The organism is Kribbella sp. NPDC051952 (assembly GCF_040680855.1).
In the GTDB taxonomy this organism is placed as follows: domain Bacteria; phylum Actinomycetota; class Actinomycetes; order Propionibacteriales; family Kribbellaceae; genus Kribbella.
The window spans coordinates 1-16,090 of record NZ_JBFAXQ010000053.1 but is presented as its reverse complement, the minus strand read 5'-3'; the positions used below and the strand labels follow the sequence as shown (position 1 = coordinate 16,090).

Below are 16,090 nucleotides of genomic sequence, written 5' to 3'. Positions count from 1 at the left end.
GCCGCACACGTTCCACATGGGCAACGACGCCCCCGGCATCATCAGTCACGCCGGCGCCGGATCAGCTGTTGGGGATGTCGATCTTGCAGGTGTCCTTCGCCTGCTTGGTGATCGCGTCCATGGCCGGCGTGATCTTCGAGGCGTCGTTCTTGGCCAGCTCGGTCAGCTTGGTCGTGTCGCCGTTGGCGTCCTTCGCCTTCTCGGCGTAGTCGATGACGACCTTCCAGTCGTCCTTCAGGTCGTCCGGCGCCGACTTCGACACCTTCTTGGCCTGGTCGAGCATCTTGCCGACCGCGTCGGAATCCTTGACGTCGAGGTTCTTCGCCGTGTCGACGTAGTTCTTCATGTCGCCGCAGTAGTCGCCGCCGGAACAAGCCGTCAGTACGCCGGCACCGATGGTCACTGCCGCCGCGATGGCCGCCACCTTACGCATTGCGCGTCCTTACTGTGTCGCGCGGGAAGACCGTCGCTCCCCGTCCGCCGATACCTTTCCGAACCGCGGGGTCACGAACCGGCGGGTGGCGCCGTGAAGAACATCGCACAACGTGACTGGAACCGGGCTGTGATCTACCGCGTCGTGCGGCGTCTCGCCGTACCTCCGAAAGAGATCGCGACGGCGTTGGCGGAGACGATGACGCCGATCGCCAGCCAGTCGATCGGGACCAGATGCTGGTCGAGGACGACGAGTCCGACGAGAGCCGCGAGTACTGGGTTGACGCTCATGAACACGCCGAAGAACTGTGCTGGGACGCGGCGGAGGGTGAGGAGGTCGACGAGGAACGGCACCGCGCTCGAGAGGACGCCGGCGACTACCGCGTACGCCGCTGCCGCGAGCGTCGGCGGGTGATGCCAGAGGACGATCAGGCCGACTGGGACGTAGGCGAGGCCTGATACTCCTGCTGCGGCGGCGGATCCGGTGGCGCCTGGGAGCTCTCGGCCGACGACGCGGTTGAGCAGGATGTAGCAGGCCCAGCATGCTGCGGCTAACAACCCCAGCCCCACGCCGAGGTAGTCGGTGGTTGCCTGCGGCCTTGTCAGCAGGACCACCGCAGGTGCGGCGGCCAACGCACACAGCAGGTCGAGCGCGCGCCGCGATGCGATCAGTGCAACCGCCAACGGGCCCAAGAACTCCAGCGTCACCGCCAGTCCGAGGCCTACCCGGTCGATTGCCGTGTACAACGACACGTTCATCACCGCGAACACGGCGGCTAACCCCAGCACGGGCCGCCACTGCCGCGCCGTAATCCCCCGCAACCGCGGCCGCCCCACCGCAAGCAACAAGACCCCAGCCACCCACTGCCGAATAGCCACAACCCCCACCGGCCCCACCACCGGAAAAGCCTGAGCCGCCACCGCAGCCCCCACCTGCGTAGAAACCCCACTCCCCAACATCATCAAAACCCCCACCACCCGCGCCCTCCGCCCAACGGAGGAGGAAGCAGCAGCCAGGGCATTGGGTGGGGTGAGTGCGGGTGGGGTGGAGGCCAACCCCTCACCTGCACCCAGGGAGGGCGCTGCCCCCAGCCCATCCCCTGGACCCAAGGCAGTGGGTGGTGTGAGTGCGGGTGGGGTGGTCATGGGTTGAGGGTGCGCTCGGGAGGTGCGTGGGCAAAATGCGTTTGGTGGGGGATCTATACGCTGGGGTTATGGGTGTGGAGCTGAGGCAGCTGCGTGGGCTGGTGGCGGTGGTGGATTCGGGGACGTTTACGGATGCGGCTATCGAGCTGGGGGTTTCTCAGGCAGCGGTGTCGCGAGGACTGATGGCGTTGGAGCGGGAGCTGGGAGTGCGGTTGCTGCATCGGACCAGTCGCTCGGTGATGCCGACGACCGCGGGAGTCCGCGTACTCGCCCGGGCTCGCCAGGTGTTGGCTGAGGTCGACGAGCTGGTCAGCGAGGCGACCAGCGGGCATACACGCCTGCGCCTCGGACACGCATGGTCGGCACTGGGCCGATTGACAACCGAGTTCCAGCGACGCTGGGCCGCCGAGCACCCGGGAATCGAGCTACAGCTGATCCGCACCAACACGGCCACAGGCGGCCTGGCCGAGGGCCTGTGCGATCTCGCGGTAGTCCGCACCCAGATCGACCTCCGCCGCTTCGCCCACCTCGCGATCGCGCAGGAGCGGCGGTACGGCGCTCTCCCGGCAGACGACCCGCTCGCCCGCAAACGCACGCTCACCCTCGACCAGCTCCGCGATCGCACTCTCGTCATCGACCGCCGCACAGGCAGCACCACAATCGATCTCTGGCCCGAGGACGCGCGCCCGAAGCTCGAGTACACCCACGACGTCGACGACTGGCTCGCCGCGATCGCCTCCGGCCGTTGCATCGGCGTCACCCCACAGGCCACGACCACGCAGTACCGCCGAGACGGAGTCGTATACCGCCCACTCCGCGACGCCCCACCGGTCGACGTCCACCTGATCTGGCACCGCCAGGACCCCCACCCCGCCACCGAGGCCGCCGTCACCCTCCTAACCACCCTCTACAACTAGTCGAAGAACTCCAGCACCCGCCTTCGATCGCCGACGCCCCAGAACGCATCCCGCACCCGCTCGATCCCCCCAACGGGCCACCGCTCGGCAATCCGCCGTACCTCGGGGTCGTCGATCGCCGCGGCAAGGGCACCGGGGAAGTCGCCCCACACCACCTTGAACGGGCGTCCGCACATCTGCTCGATGCCGACCTCCACCGCCGGCGTGATCCCCAACCCCTGGTAGACCCCGATCACCGCCCGGTACGCCGCCATCAATGCCGTCTCGCGCTCCTCCCAAGTAGAAGCCCGAAGCACCTCACGCAACAGCGGCTCCACCGTCGGACCACACGACAACCGCCTGAACGCTGTCCCGAACCACTTCCGGTACGGCGCATACTCGCGCTCCATCAGGAAACACAGCCGGATCAGATCCTGCACCAACTCCGCCCCGATCAACGTCGACCCCAACTCATCACCGACGTACCCGGACCGCCCCACCAGGTTCATCTCCGGATGCACCCGCCACCACCCGGCAATCATCAGATAAAGCCACACATCGCGCGGGTAATACGCCAACCGATCCCGCACCGCCTGCAATCCGACCTCATCATGGAACACATCCCCCGCGGTCATCATCCGCAGATGCTGCTCCGGAAACGTGAACCACTCCCGTAGGCCGATTTCCCGATCGCAATCAAATCCCAACTGCGCAAGGAAATACGAGCGGACCGTATGCACCTCGACGAACGCCGCCCGCCCCTCGAACCGATCGGGTACGTCGACCTGCAACTCGACCCCGTCCGGCACGAAGAGCAGCACCCGGGCCTCGCAGTTGTGGTCCGTCGACATCTCGTCGTCGAACCCCAGCACCTCCGAGCCCCGACCCATCAACGCCGCACTGTGCGGAACGCCGACGAGCGGCCGCACGACCTCACAATAGAACCGCCGACACAATTCCAATCCCGACATGCCAACGAAGATCGCACACGCAAAACCCGATGCGCAACAAAAAACACCAAATGGCGCGAAATTCATCGCGCCATTTGGTAAATCAAATCCTACCGCAATTGACCGGCCTTTGTCAGTACCCCAGCACCGTCCGGAACGCGTCGTTCGCCCGATCGGCAGCTGCGCGCAACCCGGCCGAGTCAGGCCCGGCCGCAAGAATCTCGCGCGAACTGGACGGTACGACGTTGCGCACCGCGGAACCGAAGACCTCCGCGAGGCCCGCGGCCGTCCCGCCCTGGGCACCGAGGCCGGGAGCAAGCAGCGGACCGTCGATGTCGAGGTTCTCGTCGGTCCGGTTGATGGTGGCACCAACGACCGCACCGAAGGACCCCAGACCATCGGTGTCCGCATTCAACGACCGCAGCCCGTCGAGCACAGCACCGGCCACGGTCGGACCGTCGACCGTCCGCGCGGACTGGAACTGCGGCCCTTCCGGGTTGGACGTCAACGCGAGCACGAACAACCCAGCACCCGATTCACGCGCCACATCAATCGCCGGCTGCAACGACCCGAACCCGAGATATGGGCTGACCGTCAACGCGTCACACGCCAGCGGACCCTTCTCCGCCAGGTACGCCGCCGCATAGCCCGCCATCGTGGTCCCGATGTCCCCACGCTTCGCGTCGATGATCACCAGCGCCCCGGCGTCCCGCAGCCGGATCGTCGCCTGCTCGAGTACGGCGATCCCCGCCGAGCCGAACCGCTCGAAGAACGCGGACTGCGGCTTGAAGACCGCGACCCGGTCGGCCAGCGCGTCGACCACGCCGTACGTGAAGGACGCCAGGCCCTCCGGGGTGTCCGGCAGGCCCCACTGGTCGAGTAGGTGGGCGTGCGGGTCGATCCCGACGCACAGCGGGCCGCGGGTGTCCATGGCCGCCCGGAGCCGGGTGCCGAACGGTTCGTTCCTCATGTCTCTCCTCATGTCAGCCCTCGGTTGATGCGGCGAATCAGGCCGGGGCCGCGATAGATCAGCCCGGTGTACACCTGGACCAGGCTGGCCCCGGCATCGAACAGGCGCACGGCGTCGGCCGGCTCGAGAATGCCGCCGACCCCGATGATGGGCAGCGCTCCCCCGGTCTCCGCGTGAATGTGCGCGACCATCTTGGCTGCGACCTCGGTCAACGGCCGGCCGGACAGCCCACCGGTCTCGGCGGCGAGCGGATGATCGGCGACCGCAGTGCGATCGATGGTCGTATTCGTCGCAATGATCCCGGCGACGCCGATGTCGGTGCAGACCTGCAGTAGCTCGTAGATCGCCTGGTCGGTCAGATCCGGCGCGATCTTCACGAGGATCGGCTTGCCGCCCAGACCACCAACGCTCAACGCAGCGGCTTCAGCATGCAATGCAGTCAGCAACTCGCGCAGGTGTCCGGCGTCCTGCAGCGACCGCAGACCGGGTGTGTTCGGCGACGACACGTTGACCGCGAAGTAGTCGCCGTACCGATAGAGCCGCCGCAGCGATGTCACGTAGTCCTCGACCGCGTCCTCGATCGGCGTGACCTTGGACTTGCCCAGCGAGATCCCGAGCGGATAGCCCAGTGGCCCGTACGCCGCCAACCGCGCGGCCAACGCGTCCGAGCCGAGGTTGTTGAAGCCCATCCGGTTGATGACGGCCTCGTCCTCGACCAGCCGGAACAACCGCGGCCGCTCGTTCCCGGGCTGCGGATGCGCCGTGACCGTGCCGACCTCGACGAACCCGAAGCCGACGGCCGGCCAGGAACGCAACGCGATCCCGTTCTTGTCCATCCCGGCTGCCAACCCCACCGGCGACGGGAACCGAACGCCGAAGACGGTCCGGGGAGCAGCCGAGCCGAACAGCCGCGACCCCACGGCCGCGGCACCCGGGATCCGGCCGAGCACCCGCAGGCCGCGCAACGTCTGCTCGTGCGCGACCTCCGCGTCGCCCTTGCCCAGCCGGTACAGGACCGGCCGGACAACCCGCCTATACACCGCGGATCCTCGGCACCCAGTCCTGCAGCGACCGTACGCCGATGTCCCCGGCCCGCTGCGCCTCGATCCCCTGTACGGCGGCCGCGAGTCCCTGCACGGTGGTGATGCACGGGATGTTGCGCGCCACCGCCGCACTCCGGATCTCGTACCCGTCGATCCGCGGCGATCCGCCCTGCGTGATCCCGATCGGCGTGTTGACGATCAGGTTCAGCTCACCGTCCTGGACCATCTGGACGATCGTCGGCTCACCGTTCGGCCCCGGACCCTGGCTGCTCTTGCGGACCGTGACGGCCTCGACCCCGTTGCGCCGCAGGACGTCCGCCGTACCTTCGGTCGCGTAGATCTGGAAGCCGAGGTCCGCGAGCCGCTTGACCGGGAAGATCATGTGCCGCTTGTCCCGGTTCGCGACCGACACGAACACCTTGCCGGCGCCCGGCAGTGGTTGCGAGGCACCGGCCTGCGACTTGGCGAACGCCGTACCGAAGGTGTCGTCGATGCCCATCACCTCACCGGTCGACCGCATCTCCGGCCCGAGGATCGTGTCGACCGACCGGCCGTCCACGGTCCGGAACCGGTTGAACGGCATGACCGCTTCCTTCACCGCGATCGGCGTCGAGTTCGGCAGCGTCCCACCATCTCCGGTGGCCGGCAGCATGCCCTCGTCCCGGAGCGACGCGATCGACGAACCGAGCATCACCCGGGCCGCCGCCTTCGCCAGTGGAGTGGCCGTCGCCTTCGACACGAACGGCACCGTCCGCGACGCCCGCGGGTTCGCCTCCAGCACGTAGAGCACGTCCCCGGCCAGCGCGTACTGCACGTTCAGCAGACCGCGTACGCCGACACCGCGAGCGATCGCCTCGGTCGACTCACGGATCTTCTGGATGTCCGCGTTCCCGAGCGTGATCGGCGGCAGCGCGCACGAGGAGTCGCCCGAGTGCACCCCGGCCTCCTCGATGTGCTCCATCACGCCGCCGAGGAACAGTTCCTCGCCGTCGAACAGCCCGTCCACGTCGATCTCGACCGCGTCGTCGAGGAACCGGTCGATGAGCACCGGGTGCTCGAACGCCTCGCCACCGCCGAGCCGCTCCAGCGCAGCACTCAGCTCGGCCGCGCTGTAGACGATCTCCATCCCACGCCCGCCCAGCACGTACGACGGCCGCACCAGCACCGGGAACCCGATCTCCTCGGCGATCACGTGCGCCTCGTCGGCCGACAACGCCGTACCGTGCTTCGGTGCCGGTAGGGCCGCATCCGCGAGCACCTTGCCGAACGCGCCCCGCTCCTCGGCCAGGTGGATCGCGGCCGGCGACGTACCCACGATCGGTACGCCGGCATCCGCGAGCCGCTGCGCCAGCCCGAGCGGCGTCTGTCCGCCGAGTTGCACGATCACCCCGGCCACCGGGCCGGCCTGCATCTCGGCGTACACGATCTCGAGGACGTCCTCGCAGGTGAGCGGCTCGAAGTACAGCCGGTCGGAGGTGTCGTAGTCGGTCGAGACCGTCTCCGGGTTGCAGTTCACCATCACCGTGCAGTACCCGGCCTCGCGCAGCGCCATCGACGCGTGCACACAGGAGTAGTCGAACTCGATCCCCTGCCCGATCCGGTTCGGCCCGGAGCCGAGGATCAGCACGGCCGGAGTCTCCCGCGGTGCGACTTCCGTCTCCTCGTCGTACGACGAGTAGTGGTACGGCGTCTCGGCCTTGAACTCGGCCGCACACGTGTCGACGGTCTTGAACACCGGCCTGATCCCGAGCGCCTGCCGGACACCTCGTACGACGTCCTCGGTCAGCCCGCGGATCTCCGCCAGCTGCAGATCGGAGAACCCGTGCCGCTTGGCCAGCTTGATCACCTCCGGCGTGAGCCGGGGCGCAGCCGCTACCTGGAGCGCGGTCTCGTGGATCAGGTACAGCTGGTCGACGAACCAGGGGTCGATCCGGGTCGCCTCGAAGACCTGCTCCGGAGTGGCGCCCGCCCGGATCGCGTCCATGATGATCCGGAGCCGGCCGTCCTGCGGCGTCTTGATTGCCTCTAGCAACGGCTCTAGCTCGGTAGCCGGCGACCCCGCCCAGGAGAACCGGGCTTCGGGCTTCTCCAGCGACCGCAGCGCCTTCTGCAACGCCTCGGTGTAGTTGCGGCCGATCGCCATCGCCTCACCGACGCTCTTCATGTGCGTAGTCAGCGTGGCGTCCGCGGCCGGGAACTTCTCGAACGCGAACCGCGGCACCTTCACGACCACGTAGTCCAGCGTCGGCTCGAAGCTGGCCGGGGTCTGCTTGGTGATGTCGTTCGGGATCTCGTCCAGCGTGTAGCCGATGGCAACCTTCGCCGCGATCTTCGCGATCGGGAAGCCGGTCGCCTTCGACGCCAGCGCGGACGAGCGCGACACCCGCGGATTCATCTCGATCACGATCAGCCGGCCGTCGGCCGGGTCCACCGCGAACTGGATGTTGCAGCCGCCGGTATCGACACCGACCTCGCGAATGATGCCGATGGCAAGGTCCCGCATCACCTGGTACTCGCGGTCGGTCAGCGTCATCGCCGGCGCGACCGTGACCGAGTCGCCGGTGTGCACGCCCATCGGGTCGACGTTCTCGATCGAGCAGATGATCACGACGTTGTCGGCCTTGTCGCGCATCACCTCCAGCTCGTACTCCTTCCAGCCGAGGATCGACTCCTCGATCAGCACCTCGGTGGTCGGGCTGGCGTGCAGTCCGGCCCCGGCGATCCGGCGCAGGTCGGCTTCGTCGTACGCCATCCCGGAGCCGACGCCGCCCATCGTGAACGACGGCCGCACCACCAGCGGGTACCCGAGCTGGCCGGCCGCACCCATCACGTCGTCGATCGTGTGGCAGATCACCGACCGCGCGGTCTCCGCACCGAGCTTCTCGACGATGTGCTTGAACGACTCCCGGTTCTCACCGCGCTGGATCGCGTCAACGGACGCGCCGATCAGCTCGACGCCGTACTTCTCCAGTACGCCGTTGTCGTGCAGGGCGATCGCCGCATTCAGGGCGGTCTGCCCTCCCAGCGTCGCGAGCAGCGCGTTCGGGCGCTCCTTCTCGATCACCTTCTCGACGTACTCCGGGGTGATCGGCTCGACGTAGGTCGCGTCGGCGAACTCCGGGTCCGTCATGATCGTGGCCGGGTTGGAGTTGACCAGGACGACCCGGAAGCCCTCCTCCTTGAGCACCCGGCAGGCCTGGGTGCCGGAGTAGTCGAACTCGCAGGCCTGCCCGATCACGATCGGGCCGGAGCCGATCACCAGGACCGACTCGATGTCTGTACGCCTCGGCATCAGGCCCTCCCCTCCATCAGCTCGATAAACCGGTCGAACAGGTACGCCGAGTCGTGCGGACCGGCGGCCGCTTCCGGGTGGTACTGCACGGAGAAGGCCAGAACCTTTCCATCGCCACCCGTCAGCTTGAGCCCCTCGACCACGTTGTCGTTCAGCGACACATGCGACACCTCAGCCGTGCCGTACGGCGTCTCGATCGTCTCCTCGAGTGGCGCGTCAACGGCGAATCCGTGGTTCTGCGCAGTGATCTCCACTTTGCCGGTGGCCCGGTCGAGCACCGGCTGATTGATCCCGCGGTGCCCGTACTTGAGCTTGAACGTCCCCAGCCCCAGCGCCCGTCCGAAGACCTGGTTGCCGAAGCAGATCCCGAAGTACGGCTTCCCGCGCTGCAGCAGCGCTTTCAGCAGCTCCGTCGGGTGCTCGGTCGTCTCCGGGTCGCCCGGACCGTTGCTCATGAAGATGCCGTCCGGGTTCACCGCGAGTACTTCCTCGAGCGAGGCAGTTGCCGGCAGCACGTGTACCTCGATGCCACGCTCGGCCATCCGCTTAGGGGTCATCGCCTTGATACCGAGGTCGAGCGCGACGACGGTGAACCGCTTCTCACCCTCGGCCGGGATCACGTAGGACTCAACGGTCGTGACCTCTTCGGCGAGCTCCGAGCCGGCCATCGGCGGCTGCTCGAGCACCTTCTTCAACAGCTCCGAAGGATCCAGGATCTCGGTGGAGATACCGGCCCGCATCGCACCCCGCTCCCGGAGGTGCCGGGTCAGCGCGCGGGTGTCGATACCGGAGATCCCGACGATTCCCTGCCCTTGCAGCTGGTCGTCGAGGGACCTGACCGAGCGCCAGTTGGAGGGCACCCGGGCGGGATCGCGGACGACGTACCCCGCGACCCAGATCTTCTGTGATTCGTCGTCCTCGTCGTTCACCCCGGTGTTGCCGATGTGCGGCGCGGTCTGGGTGACGATCTGGCGGTGGTACGACGGGTCGGTCAGCGTCTCCTGGTATCCGGTCATCCCGGTGGTGAACACCGCCTCGCCGAAGGTCTCTCCGGTCGCCCCGTACGACGTGCCGGCGAACGACCGGCCGTCCTCGAGGACCAGCAGGGCTGGTTGACTCATTGCTGCTCGGCTCCGATCAGAGTCGCGATGGATTCGGTCAAGGGGGCGGTGTCGGCCTTGCGGCGCGGGCGGAAACCCGTGTCCAGCTCGCGGCCGTCGTGGTTCCAGGTGACCACCACCAGGCCGGACTTCTCCGCGGTCACCTTGCCGGCGATGCCGCGGTCGGTCCGGACCCCAGTGAGGTGGTCCGTGGGGATGAACACGTCCGCCGCCCCTTGGCGATGGAAGATCAGGCCGGCCTCACTGACGGCCAGGTCCGCGATGCTGCGGACACCCAGTTCGTGCACGGCGATCCGGTCCATCCAGTCGCCGGCCGAGGTGGTCGCGACGTACACACCTTCGACGCCGCGGGTCTTGTCTTCCGGCACCGCCGGCAGCGGTGCCAGGTCGGCCTGCCGGGCCTGACGGTTCCGCCAGCCCCGGTACATGCCGAAGTAGGCCAGCGCCAGGATCACCAGCGTGCCGAGAATGCCGAGGAAGGCCTTCACCGGGTCAGCTTTCTGTCGAGGACGGTCGGCGTACCGCGCAGGAACGTCGCGACCACCTTGCCCGGCAGCGTCATCCCGTCGAACGGCGTGTTCCGCGACAGCGAGGCCGTCTCACTCGGTACGACGATCCGCTCGACCGACGGGTCCACGAGTACGACGTTCGCCGGTACGCCGGCCTCCAGCGGCCGGCCGTGGTCCGTGATCTGGCCGATCTCCGCCGGCCGGTAGCTCATCCGGTCCGCGACCTCGGCCCAGGTGAGCAGGCCGGTGTCGACCATCGCGTGCTGGACCACACTCAGCGCGGTCTCGAGACCGGTCATGCCAGGCGCGGCCGCGCTCCACTCGCAGTCCTTGTCCTCGACCGGGTGCGGCGCGTGGTCGGTGGCGACGATGTCGATCGTGCCGTCGGCCAGGCCTTCCCGGACCGCCTCGACGTCGGCCTTGGTCCGCAGCGGCGGGTTCACCTTGTAGACCGGGTTGTAGGAGGCGGCCAGGTCCTCGGTCAGCAGTAGGTGGTGCGGGGTGACCTCGGCGGTCACCTCGAGCCCACGTCGCTTCGCTGCCCGGACGATCTCGACCGAGCCCTTCGTGGACAGGTGGCAGATGTGCAGCCTCGAGCCGACGTGGGCGTTGAGCAGGATGTCGCGGGCGATGATCGCCTCCTCCGCGACACTCGGCCAACCGGTCAGGCCGAGAACGCCGGAGAGCGCGCCCTCGTTCATCTGCGCGCCCTGGGTGAGCCGCGGCTCCTGCGCGTGCTGGGCGATCACACCGTCGAACGCCTTCACGTACTCCAGCGCCCGGCGCATCAGCGCGGCGTCCCAGACACAGTCGCCGTCGTCGGAGAACACCCGGACCCGCGCCGCCGAGTCCGCCATCGCGCCCAGCTCGGCGAGCTGCGAACCCTGCCGGCCGACCGTGACCGCGCCGATCGGGAAGACATCGGCGTACCCGGCTTCGCGGCCGAGGCGCCAGACCTGCTCGACCACACCGGCGGTGTCGGCGACCGGATCGGTGTTGGCCATCGCGAACACGGCGGTGAACCCGCCGATCGCCGCGGCCCGGGTGCCGGTGAGAACGGTCTCCGCGTCCTCCCGGCCGGGCTCGCGCAGGTGCGTGTGCAGGTCGACCAGCCCCGGAAGCGCGATCAGCCCGCTCGCGTCGATCGTCTCGACGTCCTGGGGCGTCTCCAGGCCGGTGCCGACCGCAACGATCTCGCCGTTGTCGATGAGCAGGTCCGCGACCTCACCGCCCACGATCTTGGCCCCGGTGATCAGGTACGCGGTCATGCAGTGTGCTCCTCGGTAGGTTCGTTACTTCCTGACAGCAGCAGATAAAGGACGGCCATCCGGATCGCCACGCCGTTGGTGACCTGTTCGACGATGACCGAGCGGGTCGAGTCGGCGACCTCGGCGCTGATCTCCATCCCCCGGTTCATCGGGCCGGGGTGCAGCACGATCGCCTCGTCCGGCAGCTGCGCCATCCGGTGCACGTCGAGGCCGTAGCGGCGGGTGTATTCGCGGGCACTCGGGAAGAACGCGTCGTTCATCCGCTCCCGCTGGACCCGCAGCATCATCACCGCGTCGCTCTTCGGCAGCACCGAGTCGAAGTCGTACGACGTCGCGCACGGCCAGCTCGTCATGTTCACCGGGAGCAGCGTCGGCGGCGCGACCACCGTCACGTCGGCGCCGAGCGTTGCCAGCAGCAGCACGTTCGAGCGCGCGACCCGGGAGTGCAGTACGTCGCCGACGATCGTGATCTTGCGGCCCTCCAGCGAGCCGAGGTGCCGCCGCATCGTGAAGGCGTCCAGCAGGGCCTGCGTCGGGTGCTCGTGTGTCCCGTCGCCGGCGTTCACCACCGAGCCGGTCATCCAGCCCGATTTCGCCAGCACATGCGGTGCTCCGGAGGAGCCGTGCCGGCAGACCACACCGTCGGCCCCCATCGCCTGCAGGGTGAGCGCCGTGTCCTTCAGGCTCTCGCCCTTGCTCACACTCGAGCCCTTGGCGGAGAAGTTGATCACGTCGGCGGAGAGCCGCTTGGCCGCCGCCTCGAACGAGATCCGGGTCCGGGTGGAGTCCTCGAAGAACAGGTTCACCACTGTGCGCCCGCGCAGGGCCGGCAGCTTCTTGATCGGGCGGTCGGCCAGCGACCGCATCTCCTCAGCGGTGTCCAGGATCAGCTGCGCCTCGTCCCGGCTCAGATCCCCCGCACTCAACAGGTGCTTCATCTCAGTTCACCCCCGGGGTGTTCGTGTCCGCGATCAGGACCGCGTCGGTGCCGTCGTACTCGGTGAGGTGGACGGTGACTCGCTCCGCCAGGGAGGTGGGCAGGTTCTTGCCCACGTAGTCGGCGCGGATGGGCAGTTCGCGGTGGCCGCGGTCGACCAGGACCGCGAGCTGGACCGCCCGCGGCCGGCCGATGTCGCCGATCGCGTCGAGGGCCGCGCGGATGGTGCGGCCGGAGAACAGGACGTCGTCGACCAGGACGACGACCTTGCCGTCGATCCCGCCCGGCGGGATGTCGGTGTGTTCCAGGCCACGGGGTGGCTTGAGACCGATGTCGTCGCGGTACATGGTCACATCGAGTGACCCTGTCGGCACGCTCTGCCCCTCAACCGCCGCCACCCGGGCGGAGATTCGCTGGGCGAGCGGGACGCCGCGGGTAGGGATCCCGAGCAGCACGACCGGGTCCGCACCGCGGTTGCGCTCGAGGATCTCGTGGGCGATCCGGGTCAATGCCCGGGAAATGTCGGAAGCGTCCAGGACCGTGCGGCTGATGCGTTGCGACTCAGGCACGTCTGGAGTTTGCGCTGCACTCTGGGCAGGGCTCATCGCTACCGTTCCTCCTTTCCCGCCTCTCTGGACGGGTCTTTAAAGGACGTTCGGACCGCTTGACATGGTATCGGATGTGACACGCCGTCTTGACGCTGGCCTCTCACCCGGAATATTGTTACTCTGTGTAATCGAGGGGGGTTTCACCGACCGGGCCGTTCCGGCGTCCCGGACTTGACGAAACTAGTCGGAGGGAAGAACCAGCGTGCCGAGCGAATACGCGAAGACACTGGGTGGCAAGCTACGTGCCATCCGCCAGCAGCAAGGACTCTCGCTGCATGGCGTGGAAGAGAAGTCAAAGGGTCGCTGGAAGGCGGTCGTCGTCGGCTCTTACGAGCGCGGCGATCGAGCCGTCACGGTCCAGAAGCTCGCGGAGCTCGCCGATTTCTACGGCGTGCCCATCCGTGAACTGCTGCCCGGTTCCGCCAGCGCGGCTGCCGCGGCTGCCGCACCGCCCAGGTTGATCCTCGACCTGGAGGCCCTACAACACCTCGACGCGAGCGAGGCCGGTCCGCTGACGCGGTACGCGGCCACGATCCAGGCTCAGCGCGGGGACTACAACGGAAAGGTGCTGTCGATCCGTCAGGACGACATGCGCACGCTCGCCGTGATCTACGACGAGTCGCCGACGACGCTGACCGAGCGCTTCATCTCCTGGGGAGTCCTGAACCCCGAGGCGAAGGGTGACGTCGAGGAGTCCGAGGCAGCCGGCGCCTGACGGCTCCGGAGGAGGCAGCAGAGACGGTCGGGGCTCGTAGCAGCTGGCCCGCGGCCGCCCGCCTCACTCGACACAACGCAGCACTGACACAACAGAGCACCAACTGAACAGAGCACCACAAGCGGCAGGTACCACCTCACCAGCCGCACCAGGCCGGGGCCCGTGCCCCGCGCCGAACACCACGGGGTCGCAGAGCCGGCCCGGGACCGTACCGAGACGGTCACCGGGCCTTGATCATCAAGAACCACGATCATCAACAACTACGAGAGGGCTCGCCCCCCTCGCACTCTGCTCAGACGCCCAGAGTGGGTTTCAACTGCAGCAATCTCGCCAGCAGGCCGTTGACGAACGCCGGCGACTCGTCGGTCGACAGGTCCCGCGCCATCGCGACCGCCTCGCTCACCGCCACCACGTCCGGCACCTGGTCGTCGAACAACATCTCGTAGGTCCCGATCCGCAGGATATTGCGGTCGACCGCGGGCATCCGGTCCAGGGACCAGCCCACCGAGTGCGTCTCCAGCAGGTCGTCGATCACGTCGATGTGCTTGGCGACACCCTCCACCAGCGCCACGGTGAACTCGTTCACCGGCGGGTCGTTGTCGGCCACGCGGTCGGCCAGGGTACCGCCGACCGGCAGTCCCCTGACCTCCGACTCGAACAGCACGTCGAGTGCGCGCTTGCGGGCCTTGCTGCGGGCAGACATGTTCTGTTGTCAGCTCTCTACGGGTTCAGGAGGTGACGCGACCGAGGTAGTCACCCGTACGGGTGTCGACCTTGACCTTCTCGCCCGTGGTCAGGAACAGCGGGACCTGGATGTCGTAGCCGGTCTCCAGCTTGGCCGGCTTGGTGCCACCGCTGGAGCGGTCACCCTGCAGACCCGGCTCGGTGTACTCGACCGTGAGCTCGACCGAGGCCGGGAGCTCGACGTACAGCGGGAGGTCGTCGTGCACGGCGACGATCGCGTCCTGGTTCTCGAGCAGGAAGTGGACGGAGTCACCGACCACCTCGGGCTGCAGGTTGAGCTGCTCGTACGTCGACTTGTCCATGAACACGTACGCCGAGCCGTCGTTGTACAGGTACGTCATGTCCCGCTTGTCGACCGTGGCCACCTCGACCTTGACGTCGGCGTTGAACGTCTTGTCGACCACCTTGCCGGACAGCACGTTCTTCAGCTTCGTCCGGACGATGGCGCCGCCCTTGCCCGGCTTGTGATGCTGGAACCACACGACGGACCACAGCTGCCCGTCCAGGTCGAGCACCATGCCGTTCTTGAGGTCGTTCGTCGTTGCCACGTGGGTATGCCCTTCGAAAATCGATCAGCGGTAACACGGAATTGTAGCGGTCAGCACCGGTTTCCTCCGATTCGTCGTTCCGGCGGGCCCCTGGGCCGTTACGCTGGCAACACCAGAGACGACGGAGGGGGAACCGATGTCCACGTTCGCGATCTTCGTGATCATCATGATCGTGCTCAGCGTGGTCGGGAAACTGCGTCAGCAGTCGGCGAAGTCCAGCGGTAAGCCGAACCCCCGCGTCCAGCAGGTGATCGACAAGATCCAGGCCCAGGTGCAGCAGAACGGTGGGCCGCCGCTCGACCTCGGGCCGAAGTACGCGCAGTACGCCCAGCCCCCGGCTCAGCGCGGCCAGCAGCAGCTCTCCGCCACCGCGCCGACCAGCCAGCAGGTCGCTGCGACCCTCCAGCAGGTGCTGACGGCCGGACGCCAGCCGCGGCGCCTGGACGAGCGGATGCCACCCGGCCAGTCGGTCCCGATGCAGTACCAGCCGGCCCAGGTGCCCTACCAGGCGCAGTACCCACCGCCTGTCCCTTGGCTGCCGTCGAACCAGCCGCCGCAGCACCGCCCGCCGCAGAACAATCTGCCCGCGCCGAACCAGGATCTGGACACCCGGGTGCGCCAGCTGATGAACGCCAAGAACGAGGTCGGCGCGATCCGGCTGCTGTGCGACGAGCGGGACCTGGGCATCCTCGAAGCGCAGAAGTACGCCCGCGCCCTGATCACCCCGGCAGGCACCAAGACCACCGCGGCAGGCGATTCGGAACCCGACGAGGACGACAACCGGTACGTCGGTTCGGCTGCGTTCGCCGAGTCGATCTTCGACCTGGACCGGGACGAGGACGTCTGGGCCAGCGGCTGGGTCGACACCCCAGAACCCGAGGACCGCACCGACATCGACGAGCTCTGGCAGA

General features: G+C 67.8%; 16 protein-coding genes. 3 read left to right on the top strand and 13 right to left on the bottom strand.

All coding sequences use genetic code 11. The features are described from left to right. Positions 1-61 precede the first annotated feature (61 nt). Positions 62-433: a hypothetical protein gene (locus AB0L70_RS41395; RefSeq protein WP_363692424.1), complete on the bottom strand. Its 372-nt coding sequence runs from the start codon at positions 431-433 to the stop codon at positions 62-64. Between the two features lie 134 nt (positions 434-567). Next, a complete protein-coding gene (locus AB0L70_RS41390; protein WP_363692423.1) occupies positions 568-1,311 on the bottom strand; it encodes an EamA family transporter in 744 nt (247 codons plus the stop codon). Between the two features lie 335 nt (positions 1,312-1,646). On the opposite strand from AB0L70_RS41390, the gene AB0L70_RS41385 reads away from it, so the two are divergent. Then, positions 1,647-2,495 carry a LysR family transcriptional regulator gene (locus AB0L70_RS41385; RefSeq protein WP_363692422.1) on the top strand — a complete coding sequence of 283 codons (849 nt, stop codon included), beginning with the start codon at positions 1,647-1,649 and terminating at the stop codon, positions 2,493-2,495. On the opposite strand, the gene AB0L70_RS41380 is transcribed toward AB0L70_RS41385, so the two are convergent. The 9 genes from AB0L70_RS41380 to pyrR form a co-directional block, all read right to left on the bottom strand. Next, positions 2,492-3,403, bottom strand: a complete 912-nt coding sequence (locus AB0L70_RS41380) for a DUF4037 domain-containing protein (RefSeq protein WP_363692421.1) — start codon at positions 3,401-3,403, stop codon at positions 2,492-2,494. The two genes, AB0L70_RS41385 and AB0L70_RS41380, sit on opposite strands and share 4 nt — an antisense overlap. A 154-nt stretch (positions 3,404-3,557) precedes the next feature. After that, a complete protein-coding gene (gene pyrF, locus AB0L70_RS41375; RefSeq protein ID WP_363692420.1) occupies positions 3,558-4,394 on the bottom strand; it encodes an orotidine-5'-phosphate decarboxylase in 837 nt (278 codons plus the stop codon). Between the two features lie 8 nt (positions 4,395-4,402). Then, entirely contained in the window at positions 4,403-5,434 is a 1,032-nt protein-coding gene (locus AB0L70_RS41370) for a quinone-dependent dihydroorotate dehydrogenase (RefSeq protein ID WP_363692419.1), read from the bottom strand. After that, positions 5,427-8,729 (bottom strand): carbamoyl-phosphate synthase large subunit, encoded by a 3,303-nt coding sequence (gene carB, locus AB0L70_RS41365; protein WP_363692418.1) that lies wholly within the window; start codon positions 8,727-8,729, stop codon positions 5,427-5,429. Before carB ends, AB0L70_RS41370 begins: the two co-directional genes overlap by 8 nt. Continuing rightward, positions 8,729-9,850 carry a glutamine-hydrolyzing carbamoyl-phosphate synthase small subunit gene (carA, locus tag AB0L70_RS41360; protein WP_363692417.1) on the bottom strand — a complete coding sequence of 374 codons (1,122 nt, stop codon included), beginning with the start codon at positions 9,848-9,850 and terminating at the stop codon, positions 8,729-8,731. The genes carB and carA overlap by 1 nt, the downstream gene beginning before the upstream one ends. Then, entirely contained in the window at positions 9,847-10,338 is a 492-nt protein-coding gene (locus AB0L70_RS41355; RefSeq protein ID WP_363692416.1) for a hypothetical protein, read from the bottom strand. Before AB0L70_RS41355 ends, carA begins: the two co-directional genes overlap by 4 nt. Continuing rightward, positions 10,335-11,627 carry a dihydroorotase gene (locus AB0L70_RS41350; protein ID WP_363692415.1) on the bottom strand — a complete coding sequence of 431 codons (1,293 nt, stop codon included), beginning with the start codon at positions 11,625-11,627 and terminating at the stop codon, positions 10,335-10,337. Before AB0L70_RS41350 ends, AB0L70_RS41355 begins: the two co-directional genes overlap by 4 nt. Next, positions 11,624-12,565 carry an aspartate carbamoyltransferase catalytic subunit gene (locus tag AB0L70_RS41345; protein WP_363692414.1) on the bottom strand — a complete coding sequence of 314 codons (942 nt, stop codon included), beginning with the start codon at positions 12,563-12,565 and terminating at the stop codon, positions 11,624-11,626. The genes AB0L70_RS41350 and AB0L70_RS41345 overlap by 4 nt, the downstream gene beginning before the upstream one ends. Before the next feature lies 1 nt (position 12,566). Next, the gene (gene pyrR, locus AB0L70_RS41340) at positions 12,567-13,169 is read right to left on the bottom strand and encodes a bifunctional pyr operon transcriptional regulator/uracil phosphoribosyltransferase PyrR (protein ID WP_363692413.1); all 603 of its coding nucleotides are present in this window, start codon (positions 13,167-13,169) and stop codon (positions 12,567-12,569) included. Positions 13,170-13,374: 205 nt separating this feature from the next. Between pyrR and AB0L70_RS41335 the strand changes: the two genes are divergently transcribed. Beyond that, the gene (locus AB0L70_RS41335; RefSeq protein WP_026163359.1) at positions 13,375-13,887 is read left to right on the top strand and encodes a transcriptional regulator; all 513 of its coding nucleotides are present in this window, start codon (positions 13,375-13,377) and stop codon (positions 13,885-13,887) included. 292 nt (positions 13,888-14,179) lie between these two features. On the opposite strand, the gene nusB is transcribed toward AB0L70_RS41335, so the two are convergent. Further along, the gene (nusB, locus tag AB0L70_RS41330; protein ID WP_363692412.1) at positions 14,180-14,590 is read right to left on the bottom strand and encodes a transcription antitermination factor NusB; all 411 of its coding nucleotides are present in this window, start codon (positions 14,588-14,590) and stop codon (positions 14,180-14,182) included. A 25-nt stretch (positions 14,591-14,615) separates the two neighbouring features. Beyond that, positions 14,616-15,179: an elongation factor P gene (efp, locus tag AB0L70_RS41325; protein ID WP_363692411.1), complete on the bottom strand. Its 564-nt coding sequence runs from the start codon at positions 15,177-15,179 to the stop codon at positions 14,616-14,618. A gap of 136 nt (positions 15,180-15,315) precedes the next feature. Between efp and AB0L70_RS41320 the strand changes: the two genes are divergently transcribed. After that, positions 15,316-16,090 (top strand): hypothetical protein (locus AB0L70_RS41320; RefSeq protein WP_363692410.1); only part of this gene is annotated, 775 nt, incomplete at its 3' end.

What these genes read in the sequence shown, in the direction of transcription:
- AB0L70_RS41395 (WP_363692424.1), bottom strand. Translation starts at nt 433, where the DNA reads ATGCGTAAGGTGGCGGCCATCGCGGCGGCAGTGACCATCGGTGCCGGC.
- AB0L70_RS41385 (WP_363692422.1), top strand. Translation starts at nt 1,647, where the DNA reads ATGGGTGTGGAGCTGAGGCAGCTGCGTGGGCTGGTGGCGGTGGTGGAT.
- pyrF (WP_363692420.1), bottom strand. Translation starts at nt 4,394, where the DNA reads ATGAGGAACGAACCGTTCGGCACCCGGCTCCGGGCGGCCATGGACACC.
- carB (WP_363692418.1), bottom strand. Translation starts at nt 8,729, where the DNA reads ATGCCGAGGCGTACAGACATCGAGTCGGTCCTGGTGATCGGCTCCGGC.
- carA (WP_363692417.1), bottom strand. Translation starts at nt 9,850, where the DNA reads ATGAGTCAACCAGCCCTGCTGGTCCTCGAGGACGGCCGGTCGTTCGCC.
- AB0L70_RS41350 (WP_363692415.1), bottom strand. Translation starts at nt 11,627, where the DNA reads ATGACCGCGTACCTGATCACCGGGGCCAAGATCGTGGGCGGTGAGGTC.
- AB0L70_RS41345 (WP_363692414.1), bottom strand. Translation starts at nt 12,565, where the DNA reads ATGAAGCACCTGTTGAGTGCGGGGGATCTGAGCCGGGACGAGGCGCAG.
- pyrR (WP_363692413.1), bottom strand. Translation starts at nt 13,169, where the DNA reads ATGAGCCCTGCCCAGAGTGCAGCGCAAACTCCAGACGTGCCTGAGTCG.
- nusB (WP_363692412.1), bottom strand. Translation starts at nt 14,590, where the DNA reads ATGTCTGCCCGCAGCAAGGCCCGCAAGCGCGCACTCGACGTGCTGTTC.